Below are 15166 nucleotides of genomic sequence, written 5' to 3' on the forward strand. Positions count from 1 at the left end.
GGATGGAGCAGCCCGGTAGCTCGTCAGGCTCATAACCTGAAGGTCGTAGGTTCAAATCCTACTCCCGCAACCAATACTTCCAGTCAGATATCAAGCACTTAGCGCCCCAAGGGGCGCTTTCTGCGTTCACACCAACTCAACTCGAAGCACTCTGGAAGCATTAGGGACGCAATTCACCCTGTGATGAATGCGCAACAGAGGCTGAACGAGCACCTGGGGCGGCACGAAAACAGGACACGTCCATTCCGACAGACAGGATATGTCGTTCCCCCAAGCATGCTTTGGAAACGCTTGATCCATCGCAAAGTCCCCAATCCTGCCAGGCACTAGACTGACCGTCGCATTCAACGACCTGGCAAAAGCTATGAAGAAGAGTTCACCCATCTTTTTGGCTCTGGTAGTCATCGTGGTTGCTGGCGCGGTTATTTACTCCGTCATCTCCCAAGACGGCGATCAATTGCCGAGTGGCTTCGTACAGGGTAATGGAAGGATAGAGGCAGAGCAGGTTGAAATTGCGCCAACGATCGCCGGGCGTGTTGCCAAAGTTCTGGCACCTGAAGGCGGCATGGTCGCCGCCGGTGATGTACTTGCCAGGATGGACATAGATGAACTGTCTGCAGCGCTGGACCGGGCAAAAGCCGAGGTAGCCTTGGCGCGCCAGACAAAAGCAGAAGCTGAAGCCTTGGTTCTGCAACGCCAAAGTGAGCAACGTCGGGCGGCGCAGGAACTTGAACGTGCTACAGCGCTACTGACCGGGAACAATATCTCTAAGACAGTTTTTGAGGAACGTGAAACCATCCACCAAGTTGCGTCTGCTGTGTTGGGTGCCGCCAAAGCCCGAGTTGCAACCGCAGAAAGCCGGATTGCCGCTGCAGAAGCCGAGGTGCGCAGGATTGAGGCGCAAATCGAAGACAGTTCCTTGCTGGCACCAATGCCGGGTCGCGTTCTTTATCGATTGGCAGAGCCGGGCGAGGTCGTCGGAGCGGGTGAACCGATCCTGACCCTTCTCAGTCTCGAGAACGTGTATATGGAAGTTTTCCTTCCTGCGCGGGAAGCCGGGCTGTTGCCGATTGGAGCCGAAGCTCGCATCGTGCTTGATGCTTTACCCGAATACGCCACACCTGCTTATGTCAGCTTTGTTTCTCCCGAGGCGCAATTCACGCCGAAACAAGTCGAGACTCTGGATGAACGCGAGCAACTGGTCTTTCGTGTCCGCGTTCGTATCCCCCAGGACCTGGTTGAAAGCCGGATTGAACACGTAAAAACGGGCCTGCGCGGCATTGCCGTGATACGGATCGATCCCACCAGCGCATGGCCCGAGGCGCTTGAACAGCCCATCCCGCAAGAGCTGTTCGAATGAATGCCACAGTCGCCTCGTCAGAGTTTCGAATTGCCGGTGTCACACACAGGTATCGAAAACACATCGCGTTGAACTCTGTAACCTTGGACCTTCCAACCGGGCAGCTTGTCGGCTTCATTGGCCCAGACGGGGTGGGCAAGTCCACATTGCTTGGGTTGATCACCGGTGCAAAAAAGCTTCAATCCGGATCAATCGACGTTCTGGGCGGTGCGATTGATGAGCCCACTCATCGTAGACGTAAATGCCCTGCGATCGCATTCATGCCGCAAGGTTTGGGTCGGAATCTCTATTCAGAACTGTCGGTACGCGAAAATTTGGAGTTCTTCTCGGGCCTTTTCGGACAGGGGCACGACGAGCGTGACGCCCGGATCACCGCATTGCTGACAGCGACCGCGCTTGCACCATTTGAGGATCGCCTGATGGGCAGGCTTTCTGGTGGAATGAAACAGAAGCTTGGCCTGTGTTGTGCGTTGATTCATGACCCCAAACTCCTGGTTCTGGATGAGCCAACAACCGGGGTTGATCCGTTGTCGCGTCGACAGTTTTGGGCATTGATCGACGCTATCCGAACGGAAAACCCCAAGCTCTCTGTCCTTGTGTCTACAGCCTATATGGAGGAGGCTGAAGGCTTTGACTGGATCGTCGCGATGGACGCAGGTCGCGTCATCTTTCAGGGCAAACCCGCCGAATTGAAGCGTGCCGACAAGGACTTCGAAACTGCGTACCGACGCTTGCGGGCAGACGAGGCATCTGGTTCAGCGCCGGGTCAATCAACCGTTCGACAGATCAAAACGGATCCAGTGATTACTGCACGCGGGCTGACACGGCGCTTTGGCGATTTCACCGCCGTGAACAACGTTGATTTCTCGATCAATCGCGGAGAGATTTTCGGGTTTCTGGGATCAAACGGATGCGGAAAATCCACGACGATGAAAATGCTGACCGGTTTGCTGCCTGCAAGCTCAGGCGAGGCATTGTTGTTCGGCAAACCCGTTGACGCCAGAGATCGAAAGGTGCGCCGCGAGATTGGGTACATGAGCCAGGCGTTTTCATTGTACGGTGAATTGTCAGTGTATCAGAACCTTCAGTTGCACGCCCGGATTTTCGCAATCCCTGACCGCGACGCGCGCATTTCGGAACTGACGGAACGATTCGGACTCGGCGCTCATCGTGATACCCTTGCGGCCGCCCTGCCCCTTGGGATCAAACAGCGCCTGTCGCTGGCGGTTGCGATCATCCATCGCCCGCGTGTGCTGATATTGGATGAGCCGACATCCGGAGTGGACCCAGAGGCGCGAGATACGTTTTGGGCCTTGCTCGTCGAGTTGTCCCGACAAGACGCGGTAACGATCTTTGTCTCCACCCATTTCATGGCAGAAGCGGAACGATGTGACCGTGTTTCGTTTATGCACGCAGGCCAGGTCTTGGCAGAAGGCACACCAGCCGAATTGATCGCCGCCGAAAGCGCCGACAGCCTTGAGGCTGCGTTCATCTCAATTCTGGAGGCGGCAGAAAAACCGGCGCCGGTTGAAGCACCGAGAGTTGATTTGGCCACCAATTCCAAACACGTCGGTGGCAGTGTCGGGCGCGCACTGGCCTATACGCGACGCGAGGCCGTCGAGGTGGCGCGCGATCCTGTGCGCCTTGCCTTCGCGTTTCTTGGGTCAGCCATTTTGATGTTGGTTTTCTGCTTTGGCATCACGCTTGACATTGATGAACTGGACTTTGCCGTTCTAGACCTTTCTCAGGGTCCTGAGAGCCGTGCCTATGCAACTGAGTTCGCGGGGTCGTCCTATTTCAAACCCACGCCGCCATTGGAAAGCGCTATGGAAGGCCACAACCGGCTCCAGGCAGGAGACGTTTCACTGGTCTTAGAGTTGCCACCGAACTTCGGTCGTAAGCTGCGCACAGGCGAGCCAACACAGGTCCTCGCGACAGTCGATGGTGCCATTCCGTTTAAAGGCGAGACCGTTGAAGGATATGTCGCGGGACTGCATCAGTCCTTTCTGGACGAACACGCCCGAAACACGGGGCAACGGGACTTCGAGATTGCCCGGATAGAACCGCGATTTCGCTACAATCAGAGTTTTGAAAGCATTGCAGCAATGGCCCCGGCCATGCCGGCGATTTTGCTTATCATGTTGCCGGCCGTCTTGACGGCGGTCAGTGTCGCGCGTGAGCGTGAGCTGGGATCTGTGGTGAATTTCTACGTAACACCGACAACCCGGCTCGAATTCCTGATTGGTAAGCAAATTCCCTATATTGCAATTGCTTTTGCAAACTTTCTGTTGCTGGCAGCGATGACCATTCTCGTCTTCGGTGTGCCGCTCAAAGGCGATCCCATTCCGCTAGCGGTTGGTGCGTTTTTGTATATCTGGGCAACGACGTCCTATGGATTGCTGATTGCCACAATGACATCCAGCCAGGTGGCAGCGACATTTGCGACAGCCATCGCCTCGGTTGTGCCGACCATCCAGTTCTCGGGCCTGTTGCAGCCCGTTTCCACTTTGGAAGGGGGGGCTCAGTTCATCGGCTCGCTCTGGCCATCTTCCTATTTTCTGCACCTGAACGTCGGCGCGTTCACCAAGGGCTTGGGGTGGGAATCACTTGCCCCGGACATTCTTGCGCTTGCCTGTTTCGGTCCAGTGCTGACACTCGCCGCCGCCCTTTGCCTGCGCGCGCAGGAGAAGTGAATGCAGCGCCTTTTTTGCATATTCTGGCTGGGGTTGAAGGAAATGATGAGCCTGCGCCGCGATTGGGTGATGATGGCCTTGCTGGTCTGGTCATTCACGCTGGCTCCGATCATGGAAGCAACAGGCGTTGCAAGCTCGGTGAATAACGCCTCAATCGCATTTGCAGATGAGGATAACTCTCCACTATCGCGCACCCTTGCCACTGCGTTTTTCCCACCGGAGTTTCAACCGGTCGTGCAAATTGAACCGGGGACCGGTCCAGCGCACATGGATGCCGGGCGGTTTATCTTCATCGTTGCCATTCCTCCAGGTTTTGAAAAAGACCTGCGTGCCAGAAGCACACCAGAGATACAGGTTCTGATTGACGCCACGGCTATGGAGCAGGCAGGTATCGGAGCCAATTACATCACCAATATATTGAGCGCTGAAATCCATCGCTTTGCAGTTGGTGTCGACCTCGTAGATCCTCCCGCAATCAATGTCATTCTGAGAAGTGCCTTCAACCCAAACAGAGATACGGTGCGTTTTGCGGGCATCGTTGCGCTGATCGGTCAGATCATGTGGCTTACGACCATCCTGACCGGCGCTGCCATGATCCGGGAGAGAGAGCATGGAACAATTGAGCATCTGCTCGCCATGCCTCTAACTCCGCTCGACATTGCGATGGCCAAAATCTGGGCCAATGCGGCCGTTGTTCTGATCGCCGCGGGGTTATCGCTGACTTTTGTCATGCAGGGTTCGTTGGACATTCGTATCGCCGGATCAAAGACACTGTTCCTATTTGGAACCGCACTTTTTCTGTTTTCAGCCACGGCGCTTGGGGTATTTCTGGCGACGATTGCGCGCTCAATGGCGCAATTTGCGCTTCTGGTCATGCTGATTGTCCTGCCAATGCTGATGCTGTCCGGAGGGGAAACACCAGTCGAAGGGCAACCAGGCTGGTTGCAAGCCGGAACGCTGTTTCTGCCATCGCGCCACTATATGTCAGCCAGCCAAGCAATTGTTTTCAAAGGTGCTGGAATCGAAACGGTCTGGCCGGAATTCGTTTGGATGGCTGTGTTGGGTCTGGCCCTGTTGATGACAAGTCTGGTTATGTTCAGACGGTCAGTCGCCCAGATGAGTTGATATCAACCGACCGTGTATGTTGTGGACGGGCGTATTGTGAAACGACGGCGCGAATTACCCAGTGAATTTGATCTCGGTTAATGTGAGTGCACCTCTGGGTGTGGTAAAATTAATCACCGTCTTCTTTTCCAGGGAGAGTTCAAATGCCCACAAAATCAGCCGAAATCGAGACACAGGAAGCCCTTACCGACGTGTTGAAATCCATGCAGGGCATGATGTCCATGAACTCCGTGGTGACGCCGCAAATCGAGCAGTTTTGGAAAGCGCAGGACCACCTGCTGAGCGAGGCGGAGGAATACTCCCGCCTCTGGTTCAAGCGCCGCCATGAGGCTGCACGCACCGCGCTGCAAACTGCCCGGGAAGCTACGTTTGGCGACAACCCAGATCCAAGCAAAACGATGCAAGCCGTCGCCGAATGGCAACGCCATTCCATGGAACGAATGGTGGATGACGCACGTGAATGGTTCGAAATGATGTCGCGCTGTGCAAAATACGTAAGCGAAACAGAAGCAGACATCATCGGCGAAAACATGGAAGCTGCCTCCAAGGTCGCAGGCAAAGCCAAAAGCTGAGACCGACTAAACCCGTTTGACGCAGCCCGTCTTCTACGGGCGCGGAGCACTGTGACCCTCCACGTGTCGCTGGCCAAACCGAGTGGCCACGATTGCGGAAGCGCTCTGACAGTTTTTCGTGTGTACCCAAACATGACTGAACATGCAAAGTTGGGACCAAGCGTTCGAGTTTGACGAAAATAAGTGCCCGGTGTTTTGGGCAATCTTTCGCCCCCCCTTTCAGTTCCCACCTATCCCGCGCTGGGGTCTGGGACAATTTGGGTCAACGGGACAAACAAGCGATAATCTGGTCCGTTTCCGGTCTCCTGCGGGTTCGTTGCGGCATTTGGATCACCAGAGATCGGTCGGTTCGGAAAGACCTGGTATGTGCAACTGTCAGCTCGCCAGAGGCCAGGGCGTCTTCGATCAGGCACAGGTGCCCCATCAGTATTCCTGCGCCCGCCTTCGCCTCCTCTACGGCCAGACTGTAGAGGGAGAATTGAGCACCGCCCTTGGCACTATGCAGGTCATAGCCAGAGTGTTGGGCCCATTTGGTCCAATCTTCGTTCCACACCAGATCGTGCAGCAACGGAACGCCCAGAAAACCGTTTGCGCGGCAAACTTGGTCCTTAAGCGCCGGGGCACAAACCGGCACGATCTCATCCGGGCATACGACCACCTGATTGGCCGTGTCGTCCGGTGGAGCGAAGAAGATTGACAGGTCGAACAGTTCACGCCCAAGGCTCGGCGGCGCTTCCAGCGCAGTGACGGAAAAACTGATGTCAGGAAATTGAGATCGGATCTGGCGCAGCCTTTTGGGAAGCCAAAGCTGAGCAATGGCCGGTAAAGCAGCGATATGAAAATCTGCATTGGGTTTAAGGTTGCGCAGCGCACGGGCCGCGTCGGCCAATTGGTCAAAAGCCCTGGTAAATTCAGCGACAAGCGACTGCCCCTCGGGTGTGAGTTCTACGCCTTGCGCGTTGCGCCGGAAAAGTGCTGCACCGGCCCAGCCTTCCAGCGTTTTGACGTGTTGCGAGATTGCACCCGGTGTGACGTTCAACTCTTCAGCCGCGGCGACAAAGCTGATGTTGCGCGCCGCCGCCTCAAAAGCGCGCATTGCGTTCAGTGGGGGCCCTTTGGGGCGCTTTGGGGAAACGCTCATCACCTTAGCCTTAGTTTTTCTACGCCAAGAAATAACAAATCTGCTTTGCGAAGTCACGCAGCAGCAGTCACAGTGCACGAAACAGGAGGATGTCAGATGACACTTGCACATAGAGACTGGGTGCCCGCCGCTAGCGAAACGCTGGTTCAGAATATCGCGACAAAGACAGCATCAGCATCGTCCGGCGATCTATTGGACCAGATCGCGCATCTGGCAGAGGAAAACCGCCGCATTCACGAGAAAGAGTGTTTCAACCTCAACCCCGCGACCAATGTCATGAACCCCAAGGCCGAGGCGCTTTTGTCGTCGGGCATCGGGTCGCGGCCTTCGCTGGGCTATCCCGGTGACAAATATGAAATGGGGCTGGAAGCAATCGAAGAAATCGAAATCATCGCGGCCGAGCTTTGTGCAGAGGTCTTTGATGCCCGATTTGCAGAGGTTCGTGTGCCGTCGGGCGCAATTGCAAATCTTTATGGCTTCATGGCGACCTGTAAGCCGGGGGATACAATCATTGCCCCGCCTGCAACGATCGGCGGCCATGTGACCCATCATACTGCGGGCTGTGCAGGGCTGTTCGGGCTGCGCACGATTGAGGCACCGGTTAACACAAATGGCTACACAGTCGATCTGGACCAACTGAGCGATCTGGCGCGAGCTGAGCGCCCCAAGCTGATCACGATCGGCGGAAGTCTGAACCTTTTTGAACACCCTGTTGCCGAGGTGCGGGCCATTGCGGACGAAGTTGGAGCGAAAGTCATGTTCGACGCCGCGCATCAGTGCGGGATAATCGCGGGGCGTGCATGGTCGAACCCGTTGAATGAGGGCGCACATTTCATGACCATGAGCACCTATAAAAGCCTTGGTGGACCAGCAGGTGGATTGATCGTGTCGAACGATGTCGACATTGCCAAATCATTGGATGCAATTGCTTTTCCCGGGATGACAGCCAATTTCGATGCCGCCAAAACGGCCGCGCTTGCGGTTACCATGCTGGATTGGAAAGACTTTGGTCAGGCGTACGCGAACGAGATGATCGCATTGTCAAAAGCACTGGCCGCAGCGTTGGATGCGCAGGGTGTTCGCGTCTTTGAGGGTGCGGAAGGCTTCACCAATTCGCATCAGTTCGCGGTTCTGGCAGAGCCCTATGGCGGAGGGCAGGCGGCATCGAAGAGGCTTCGCGAAAGCGGGTTTCTTGCATGCGGCATCGGATTGCCTGTCAAGCCGGTTGAAGGGGACTTGAACGGGTTGCGGATTGGCACTCCTGAATTGGTTCGCTGGGGCATGACCTCTCGAGATGCTGATCGCCTCGCCGATTTGATCAGGCGAGGACTGGACGGCGAGCCTGTCGCTTCGGAAGTCTCTGCCTGGCGCAGTGAATTCGACACGCTGCATTTCGTGAACTAGGCGCAAGCGGCTACCATATCCGCCCGGTCTGGTGGCTGCTCTTAACTGTTTTCCTGAATTATCGCGTCAATTCTGGCCAATGTAGCAGTGTTGACGGCGACACCTTTTTGACCTGCGGCAAGGCGACATGCACGGCGCCCATCTCCGGGCAGGTGCGCGCCGTCCTGATCTCTGATCGACGCGACCAGATCCGATATTGCGGTTGAAAACAGTCCATTTGACGAAACCGCAGGGTCAATAGCGATGAAGAACTGCCCGGTTTTCGGCGGACCCCCGACTGTCCCCGAGAACGGAGAGGCATGCAGCCCAAGAGTAGATCCTGTCAAAGCCGCCGCCATGATTTCAGTCAGCAAAGCGATACCCACACCTTTGTACCCGCCGGATGGGGCCATGCTTCCTTTCAGACCGACATTCGGGTCTGTTGTCGGGTTTCCGTCCGGGTCCAGCGCCCAGCCGACCGGGATGGCCTTGCCTTCTCTGGCGTGTTTCATCACTTCGCTTTTGGCGATGGTGCTGGCGCTCTGATCAATCAGCAAGGCGGGTTGCCCGTCTGGACCCGGTACCGCAACAGAGAACGGGTTGGTGCCGACAACGGGCTTCGATCCACCCGAAGGTGCAATGGATGCAGGTGCATTGGTGAATCCAAGACCAACCAGACCCGCCTGCGCCAGTCGATACGTGTGATAACCCAACACACCGCAATTGTAGCTGTTGGTGATCGCAAGGGCCGCGATGCCCTGTTCGCGTGCCGCCGGGATCAATGCATCAAAGCCTAGATCAATGGCTGCATGTGCGAACCCGGTCGCAGCGTCTACGCGGATAAGGCCGGGGCGCGGGGTTTCCAGCGCCGGTACTGCCTGACCGTCGACTTTACCGCATTGTACATGTTCACAGTAGATCGGGATATAAGCCAGACCATGACTGGCCACCCCATCCGCTTCGGTTGCCGCAGTGGCCACGGCCAGAGGGCGCGCGTTTTCTTCACTTGTGCCAGCGGCAACCAACGCGGTGAAGGACAGCTTTTCGATTTCGGCAAGCGACAGGGTTTGGGTCTCGGTCATCTGATGATCCTTCAGTCATTGTCCGACAGGCCGGAACCAGCGCCAAGCAGTCGGGATTCTTCAGTTGCAGGGGCATATGTACGGTGTGCCATGGAGTTGAGGATCTGCCACGCCTCTGCATTTGGGGCGGCACGGCTTAGCAGGGGGCGACCGTTTTGAATGTGGTCGCCCTCGGTTATCTCAACATGATCAGCGCGGTCCAAATTGCTGTCTGCACAGCTTAGATGAACACCATCAGTTGTCGCAGAATACCCGTCGAAGGCCACTTCTACTGTCGTTCCCAGCTTTTTGGCCCCCGCAGCGACAAAGGGCAGCAACAGCAGCGGTGCTGCGAGATTTGAAATCGCAATGGTGCCTTGGGACAGGACGGTCGGGGAATCCGATATCACAGCTCCGGTCATCAGGGGGCACAGGTCTTGTTCGCCAACCCATACTCCGTTCTGAAGCACAGGAATGTGGCGTTCCAGACAGGGCGCATATTCACGTTTGAGCAGTTGGGCCAGAATAGCGGGCCCGTCAAACCCTTGGGCGCTTAGCCAACGGGTGGCCTTCGCAGCCTCTTCCGCCACGCCCCAGGCATATCCGGCCCCGCGGGTTGCGCGTTTGGCGGTTGCTTCGACTTCGTTCAATGAAAAAGTCATTGCGCAACCTCCGGATAAACCCACAAATCTGCGTTCGCGGTATTTAGCTCATCAGGGTAGGGGGCGCCGGCATACATGCAGATGCGGACCCAGCGATCTGAACGAGGGTCGAAATGCGTCGCGCCAAAGAAGGACAGCTTTGCGCGCAACATATCGATGGGCATCACTTTCGCGCCGATTGTGTTGTCATGGATCTCACCATATGGGGCGATACGGCTGATTTGGGCGCGGCGTACGGTGTGGCGGTGCTCGGGGTGGCGCAAAAGAAACTCTGCTATCGGTGCATCATCCGGCCAGTCTTGCAGAGCCCTGAAAGCCATCGCCGCATCACGCGCGGGCGCGAGCGGTTGTTCATAGTCCGCAATTGGTTCTTCAAACCGTTCACCCAGTCGGGGTTCAAGTTTCTCTTCGGAAACGTACCAGGCGCGCGCGCAGTTTTTCGGGTCACTCCAATCAAGATCCAGCGCCCAGTCAAAACTGTTCCGGATCAAGGTACGCACCCCTGACACCGGCATTGTTCCATCAATAACCTGTGCAGCCGTGTTTGTGTCCGCCATGCAGCTGGACAGCCCATCCACGACATCTCCGTAAGGCTCAAGGATCAGCGAGGCCAGCAACTCCTGGCCTTCTTCGCTGAGCGCAGTTTCCGACCATCGGATCATGCGATCCCACGGATGGTCTCGTGTCAGGTCGTCTGTAGCCAGAAATACGTCGATCGAATTCAGGTCGTCCTTCAGTGCCGCCAGTTTTTCCACCTGTATCGAGTGTTCAGATTGCCACCACGCGATTGACTGTTTGCTGCGCGCGAATACGTCGCGAAAGACGCACGCGTCTTTTTCGATCGCTGTCTTAATTGACCGCACGCGCGAGATGGCCTCTTCCCGCGCCATGATCCAGTTGTTGAACAGAACGGGATGGTTCACGATGAACGGCGCCATTCCCAGTCCCGTGGAATTTCCGATGCCCAGCCAGCGTGCGATTTCAGGATCAAGCTCGGCGGTTTGATCCCCACCTTTCACCTGCGCCATATATTGCACCAGATCGCGTACAAAAATCCGGGTCAGGTACACCGACAGCATTTCGATCTGGAAGGGACCGCTGACCTCATCCCGGTCTGCCGTTTTCTCACGATCCGCAGCGCCGAATTTGCCCGACCCGTAAACAGCCGTGGTCCTCATCAGATAGCCGACCTGATAAATCTGTTCCAGGTCCGGTTGTTGGCCCGCAGCCAAACGATCCACCACATGAGCCCAGAGTCGCACAGAACGATTGGCGCGTGACAGTGACAATTCGGTTTCGCTGACACGCCCTGCTTCTTGCAGCGGTACGTTCCGCGACAGCCGATCAATGTCTTCTGGCGTCGGGATACCGTCGAACAGCGCAAAGGTGGCGTCCCAGGCTTCGGCAATAACCCGGTCTGACCGTTGATCGGCAGGCAGGTCATGGGCAAATGCAACCAGCGAATAGGCGCGAACGGGGCCTTGTGCGGTATAGACCGCATGGCCGACACCTTTGTCGTCAATTTCGAATGCAGGTCGCGAAAAGCTCCAGTTTTCATCGGCCATGCGGCGTGTCAGTTGCCGCATAAAGCTGAGCCGGCATTGATGCAATGATCCCAGCCGTGACAGCCGCATGACCGTAGCGGGGTCACGTCTGGCGATCTCTGTCTGCGCGTGTGGTTCCATTTGGCTACCTTTGTGGGACGAAGTTCTCGGCAAAGAACCGATACCAGTTCCGGCCCATGATCCCGGCCACTTCGTCATCGTTCAGGCCGGTCGCGCGTAACCCTTGTTCGATGTTTCCAAAGTCTCGGTTGTCCTGAAACCAGCCCGGCATTGGTGGAAACCCAGGAGCAGAGGCCGAGCCTTCGCCATAGTCGATTTCTTTTGTCCACCGCCCCACACGCATCCATTCAACGATACTGTCAGGCTGATCCTGGCACAGGTCAGTGCCGATCCCCAGATGTTCGGCCCCGTATTTGTCCGCAGTGCGGGCGATCATCTCGCAAAAGCTATCCAGCGTGCAGTCAGACTTGTCCTTCAGGTGGTGAGGGTAGACCGAAAAACCCAGCATCCCACCGTTTTCAGTCACGGCGCGGATGACATCATCTCGCTTGTTGCGCAGGGCCGGGGACCAATCGTGCGGATTGGCATGTGTGATTGCGATGGGCCGGTCTGAGAGTTCAGCCGCCTCGATTGTTGACCGGTCGGCCGAATGGCTCATGTCCACCACAAGGCCCACGCGGTTCATCTCTTTGATCACCTGTTTGCCCATTCGGGTGATGCCGGTGTCTTCGGCCTCATAACAACCGGTCGCCAGCAGGGATTGGTTGTTATAGGTCAGTTGCATGAACCGCGCGCCCAGATCGTGCAGGATTTCAACCAGCCCGATGTCGTCTTCGATGGGCGACGGGTTCTGAAACCCGAAAAACACGGCGGTCCGGCCTGTTTCACGGGCTGTGTCGATATCACTGGCCCACCGGCCTTTCATGATCAGATTCGGATATTGCTCGAACCAACGGTTCCATTTCTCGAAATTCAGAACCGTTTCGCGGAAATTCTCATGGTAGGAGATGGTGACGTGGATCGCGTCCACGCGCCCTTCGCGCAATTGGCGAAATATCTTCTCCGACCAATTGGCATATTGCAGGCCGTCGACCCTCATCAGACGGGGCCTGCGCTGATATAGGCGGTTTTGACCGTCGTATAGAATTCAGCCGCTGCCTTACCCTGTTCGCGTGGACCATATGAGCTGTCGCCCCGGCCACCGAAAGGCACGTGGTAATCGGTGCCAGCGGTGGGCAGGTTAACCGTCACCACGCCGGTGCGCGCGTTGCGGCGGAAATGGGTGGCGCGGGCCAGCGACTTGGTCACGATGCCCGAGGTTAGGCCGAAATTGGTGTCGTTGACCACGCTCAGCGCTTCATCATAGCTGCCGACCTTGATGACGGATGTAAGCGGTGCGAACATTTCTTCGCGGTTGATGCGCATGTCGTTGGTGGTGTTCAGGAACACGCCCGGCGACATGTAGAAACCGTCATGAGGCATCTCCAGGCGCTGACCGCCACAGGCCAGCTCGGCCCCTTCGGATTTGCCCAGGTCGACATAGGCGAGGTTTTCATTCAATTGCTGCTGGCTGACGACGGGGCCCATCTGCACGCCTGCTTCCAGTGCGTGACCCACTTTCATTGCCTGCGCACCGGCAACCAGTTTCTCGACAAAGGCATCGTGGATGCCCGCGTGAACCACCAGACGCGATGAGGCGGTGCATTTTTGACCGGTGCCGCCAAAGGCCCCGCCCAGTGCCAGCGTCACTGCCAGATCCAGATCGGCGTCGTCCATCACCGCCAGCGCGTTTTTGGACCCCATTTCCATCTGAACCTTGGTCAGGTTCTGGATTGCTGCGGCGGCGATGCCTTTGCCCACGGGCACCGATCCGGTGAAGGAAATCGCATTGACCTTGGGGCTTTCCACCAGACGTTGCCCGACTGAACGGCCCGAGCCCATCACAAGGCTGAACAGACCTTTCGGAATATCCTGCCGTTCGATGATTTCAGTCAGGGCCACAGCCGAGGCGGGGGTGATGTTGGCAGGTTTCCACACAACCGCGTTGCCATAGCACAGCGCCGGGGCAATCTTCCACGAGGCCGTTGCAGTGGGGAAGTTCCACGGGCTGATGATTGCGACAACGCCAACAGCTTCGCGGCGCACATCCACTTCGATATCGGGGCGCACGGAATCGGCGTTCTCACCGATCTGGCGCAGGCACTCGGCGGCGTAATATGTGAAGAACTGACCGGCCCGGAAAACCTCACCCTTGCCTTCGGCCAGCGGCTTGCCTTCTTCGCGGCTCAGCAATGTACCCAGCTCTTCGGCGCGGGTCATCAACTCGTTGCCGATGGCGTTCAGGGCGGCCTGTTTCCGCTCCAGCCCGTAGGCAGCCCATTCGGCCTGCGCGACGCGCGCCTGATCCAGCGTCGCCTCAAGCTGATCGGCGCTGGCCTGTGTGAACATGCCAACCAGATCGCTTAGATCCGAAGGATTGCGGTTTTCAATTTCGCTTTCGCCCGCCAGCCATTCGCCGGCAATCAGGTTCAGTTTGGTCACGTCAGGCCCCAAATTCGCAAATTTCGATTTGGGCCAGGATGGAACTTTCGGCTAACATCAGTCAAACTCAAATAACTTTAGGAAGCTTCAGAAAGTTTGAAGTATGGCGATGAAAGTCGAGATGCTGCGGTGTTTTTGTACCGTGGCCCAAACCGGAAACCTTGCCGAGGCTGCCAGCCGTCTGGGTCGGACACAATCCGCCGTCTCAATGATGCTGAAGCAGTTTGAAGATCACTTGGGCAAGAAACTGTTTGAAGGTGAACGGAAAAATCACCTGTCGCCGCTGGGTCAGCAGGTTCTGGACCTTGCTCTCAAACAGGTGCGCGATTTTGATCAGACTGTTCAGAACATAGAAATGGCGGCGCAGGCGGAACATGGGTTGATCCGTATCGTATCCGTGCCGTCGGTGGGGGCCTTGGTCTTTCCCGCCTTGCTGGGACATATGACATCACGCTTTCCGGGGTTGAAGATCGAGTTGCGAGACGGGGATTCGCAACAGGTTCTGGACGCCGTCGCCGGGGACAAGGCGGATATCGGCATTGCATCCGGCCATCATCCCCTGAATGGAGTCAGTGCCGAGCCGCTTTTTCAGGATCGTTTTGGACTGGTTGCAGCATCCGATCATCCGCTTATGACACGGGCCAAACCGCCCGAAATCTGTGACCTGATGGCGGCACCCTTCGTGCGAAACGCCTTGTGCGACATTATTGAATCCTCCTCGTTCAAAAAGATTCTGGACCGGGCCGAGGTCACCATTCACAACACGCACTCGCTGATCACAACGGTCAGGGCAGGCGAGTGGATCACGGTCCTGCCGCAGACCGTCGCGCAATTCATCCCGGATGCGGTCGCCTTTCGCTCGATTTCAGATTTGCCAGACAAGCGAGAGGTATATCTTTACCGCCGAGAAAGAGCCCGCTTCCGCGAGATCACCCAGACGTGCTGTTCGTATATCCTGACGAGCGGTTTTGGAAATGCTGGCTTGGTGCAAGAACGAGTACCGGATTAACCCTGCTCAAAATCACAATTTAATTTGGTTTTAGCAGACTCGAAGCTGTGCACA

The 15166-nt window shown here is 56.6% G+C and carries 12 protein-coding genes; 6 read left to right on the plus strand and 6 right to left on the minus strand.

Annotated elements, in window-relative coordinates; genetic code table 11:
* The first annotated feature begins 364 nt into the window (after positions 1-364).
* From AC2FPW_RS00640 to AC2FPW_RS00655, 4 genes are all read left to right on the plus strand, one after another.
* On the plus strand, positions 365-1360 hold the full coding sequence (locus AC2FPW_RS00640) for an HlyD family secretion protein (RefSeq protein ID WP_496812248.1): 996 nt from the start codon (positions 365-367) through the stop codon (positions 1358-1360).
* Positions 1357-4053, plus strand: a complete 2697-nt coding sequence (rbbA, locus tag AC2FPW_RS00645; RefSeq protein WP_496812249.1) for a ribosome-associated ATPase/putative transporter RbbA — start codon at positions 1357-1359, stop codon at positions 4051-4053. The genes AC2FPW_RS00640 and rbbA overlap by 4 nt, the downstream gene beginning before the upstream one ends.
* Positions 4054-5178: an ABC transporter permease gene (locus tag AC2FPW_RS00650; protein ID WP_496812250.1), complete on the plus strand. Its 1125-nt coding sequence runs from the start codon at positions 4054-4056 to the stop codon at positions 5176-5178. It begins immediately after the preceding gene.
* A gap of 143 nt (positions 5179-5321) precedes the next feature.
* Positions 5322-5750, plus strand: a complete 429-nt coding sequence (locus AC2FPW_RS00655) for a phasin family protein (RefSeq protein WP_496812251.1) — start codon at positions 5322-5324, stop codon at positions 5748-5750.
* Between the two features lie 262 nt (positions 5751-6012).
* Here the strand turns inward: AC2FPW_RS00655 and AC2FPW_RS00660 are convergent, their stop codons facing one another.
* Positions 6013-6891, minus strand: a complete 879-nt coding sequence (locus tag AC2FPW_RS00660; protein WP_496812252.1) for a LysR family transcriptional regulator — start codon at positions 6889-6891, stop codon at positions 6013-6015.
* A gap of 96 nt (positions 6892-6987) precedes the next feature.
* Here AC2FPW_RS00660 and glyA point away from each other — a divergent pair, with 96 nt between their 5' ends.
* Complete coding sequence (gene glyA, locus AC2FPW_RS00665) at positions 6988-8295, plus strand: serine hydroxymethyltransferase (RefSeq protein WP_496812253.1); 1308 nt, start codon at positions 6988-6990, stop codon at positions 8293-8295.
* Between the two features lie 41 nt (positions 8296-8336).
* On the opposite strand, the gene AC2FPW_RS00670 is transcribed toward glyA, so the two are convergent.
* From AC2FPW_RS00670 to AC2FPW_RS00690, 5 genes are read right to left on the minus strand one after another with little or no spacing between them, the layout of a single operon-like run.
* Positions 8337-9356 carry an Ldh family oxidoreductase gene (locus tag AC2FPW_RS00670; protein WP_496812254.1) on the minus strand — a complete coding sequence of 340 codons (1020 nt, stop codon included), beginning with the start codon at positions 9354-9356 and terminating at the stop codon, positions 8337-8339.
* A gap of 11 nt (positions 9357-9367) precedes the next feature.
* Positions 9368-9997: a DUF3726 domain-containing protein gene (locus AC2FPW_RS00675; protein WP_480488183.1), complete on the minus strand. Its 630-nt coding sequence runs from the start codon at positions 9995-9997 to the stop codon at positions 9368-9370.
* Positions 9994-11682: a hypothetical protein gene (locus tag AC2FPW_RS00680; RefSeq protein WP_496812255.1), complete on the minus strand. Its 1689-nt coding sequence runs from the start codon at positions 11680-11682 to the stop codon at positions 9994-9996. The genes AC2FPW_RS00675 and AC2FPW_RS00680 overlap by 4 nt, the downstream gene beginning before the upstream one ends.
* A 4-nt stretch (positions 11683-11686) precedes the next feature.
* Positions 11687-12661: a membrane dipeptidase gene (locus tag AC2FPW_RS00685; protein WP_496812256.1), complete on the minus strand. Its 975-nt coding sequence runs from the start codon at positions 12659-12661 to the stop codon at positions 11687-11689.
* Positions 12661-14103 (minus strand): aldehyde dehydrogenase family protein, encoded by a 1443-nt coding sequence (locus tag AC2FPW_RS00690; protein ID WP_480539457.1) that lies wholly within the window; start codon positions 14101-14103, stop codon positions 12661-12663. The genes AC2FPW_RS00685 and AC2FPW_RS00690 overlap by 1 nt, the downstream gene beginning before the upstream one ends.
* 103 nt (positions 14104-14206) lie before the next feature.
* Here AC2FPW_RS00690 and AC2FPW_RS00695 point away from each other — a divergent pair, with 103 nt between their 5' ends.
* The gene (locus AC2FPW_RS00695) at positions 14207-15112 is read left to right on the plus strand and encodes a LysR family transcriptional regulator (RefSeq protein WP_496812257.1); all 906 of its coding nucleotides are present in this window, start codon (positions 14207-14209) and stop codon (positions 15110-15112) included.
* Positions 15113-15166: the final 54 nt, after the last annotated feature.

Source organism: Ruegeria sp. SATB027, assembly GCF_059613825.1.

Coding starts and splice junctions, on each gene's coding strand:
- AC2FPW_RS00640 (WP_496812248.1), top strand. CDS start 365: ATGAAGAAGAGTTCACCCATCTTTTTGGCTCTGGTAGTCATCGTGGTT.
- rbbA (WP_496812249.1), top strand. CDS start 1,357: ATGAATGCCACAGTCGCCTCGTCAGAGTTTCGAATTGCCGGTGTCACA.
- AC2FPW_RS00650 (WP_496812250.1), top strand. CDS start 4,054: ATGCAGCGCCTTTTTTGCATATTCTGGCTGGGGTTGAAGGAAATGATG.
- AC2FPW_RS00655 (WP_496812251.1), top strand. CDS start 5,322: ATGCCCACAAAATCAGCCGAAATCGAGACACAGGAAGCCCTTACCGAC.
- AC2FPW_RS00660 (WP_496812252.1), bottom strand. CDS start 6,891: ATGAGCGTTTCCCCAAAGCGCCCCAAAGGGCCCCCACTGAACGCAATG.
- glyA (WP_496812253.1), top strand. CDS start 6,988: ATGACACTTGCACATAGAGACTGGGTGCCCGCCGCTAGCGAAACGCTG.
- AC2FPW_RS00670 (WP_496812254.1), bottom strand. CDS start 9,356: ATGACCGAGACCCAAACCCTGTCGCTTGCCGAAATCGAAAAGCTGTCC.
- AC2FPW_RS00675 (WP_480488183.1), bottom strand. CDS start 9,997: ATGACTTTTTCATTGAACGAAGTCGAAGCAACCGCCAAACGCGCAACC.
- AC2FPW_RS00680 (WP_496812255.1), bottom strand. CDS start 11,682: ATGGAACCACACGCGCAGACAGAGATCGCCAGACGTGACCCCGCTACG.
- AC2FPW_RS00685 (WP_496812256.1), bottom strand. CDS start 12,661: ATGAGGGTCGACGGCCTGCAATATGCCAATTGGTCGGAGAAGATATTT.
- AC2FPW_RS00695 (WP_496812257.1), top strand. CDS start 14,207: ATGGCGATGAAAGTCGAGATGCTGCGGTGTTTTTGTACCGTGGCCCAA.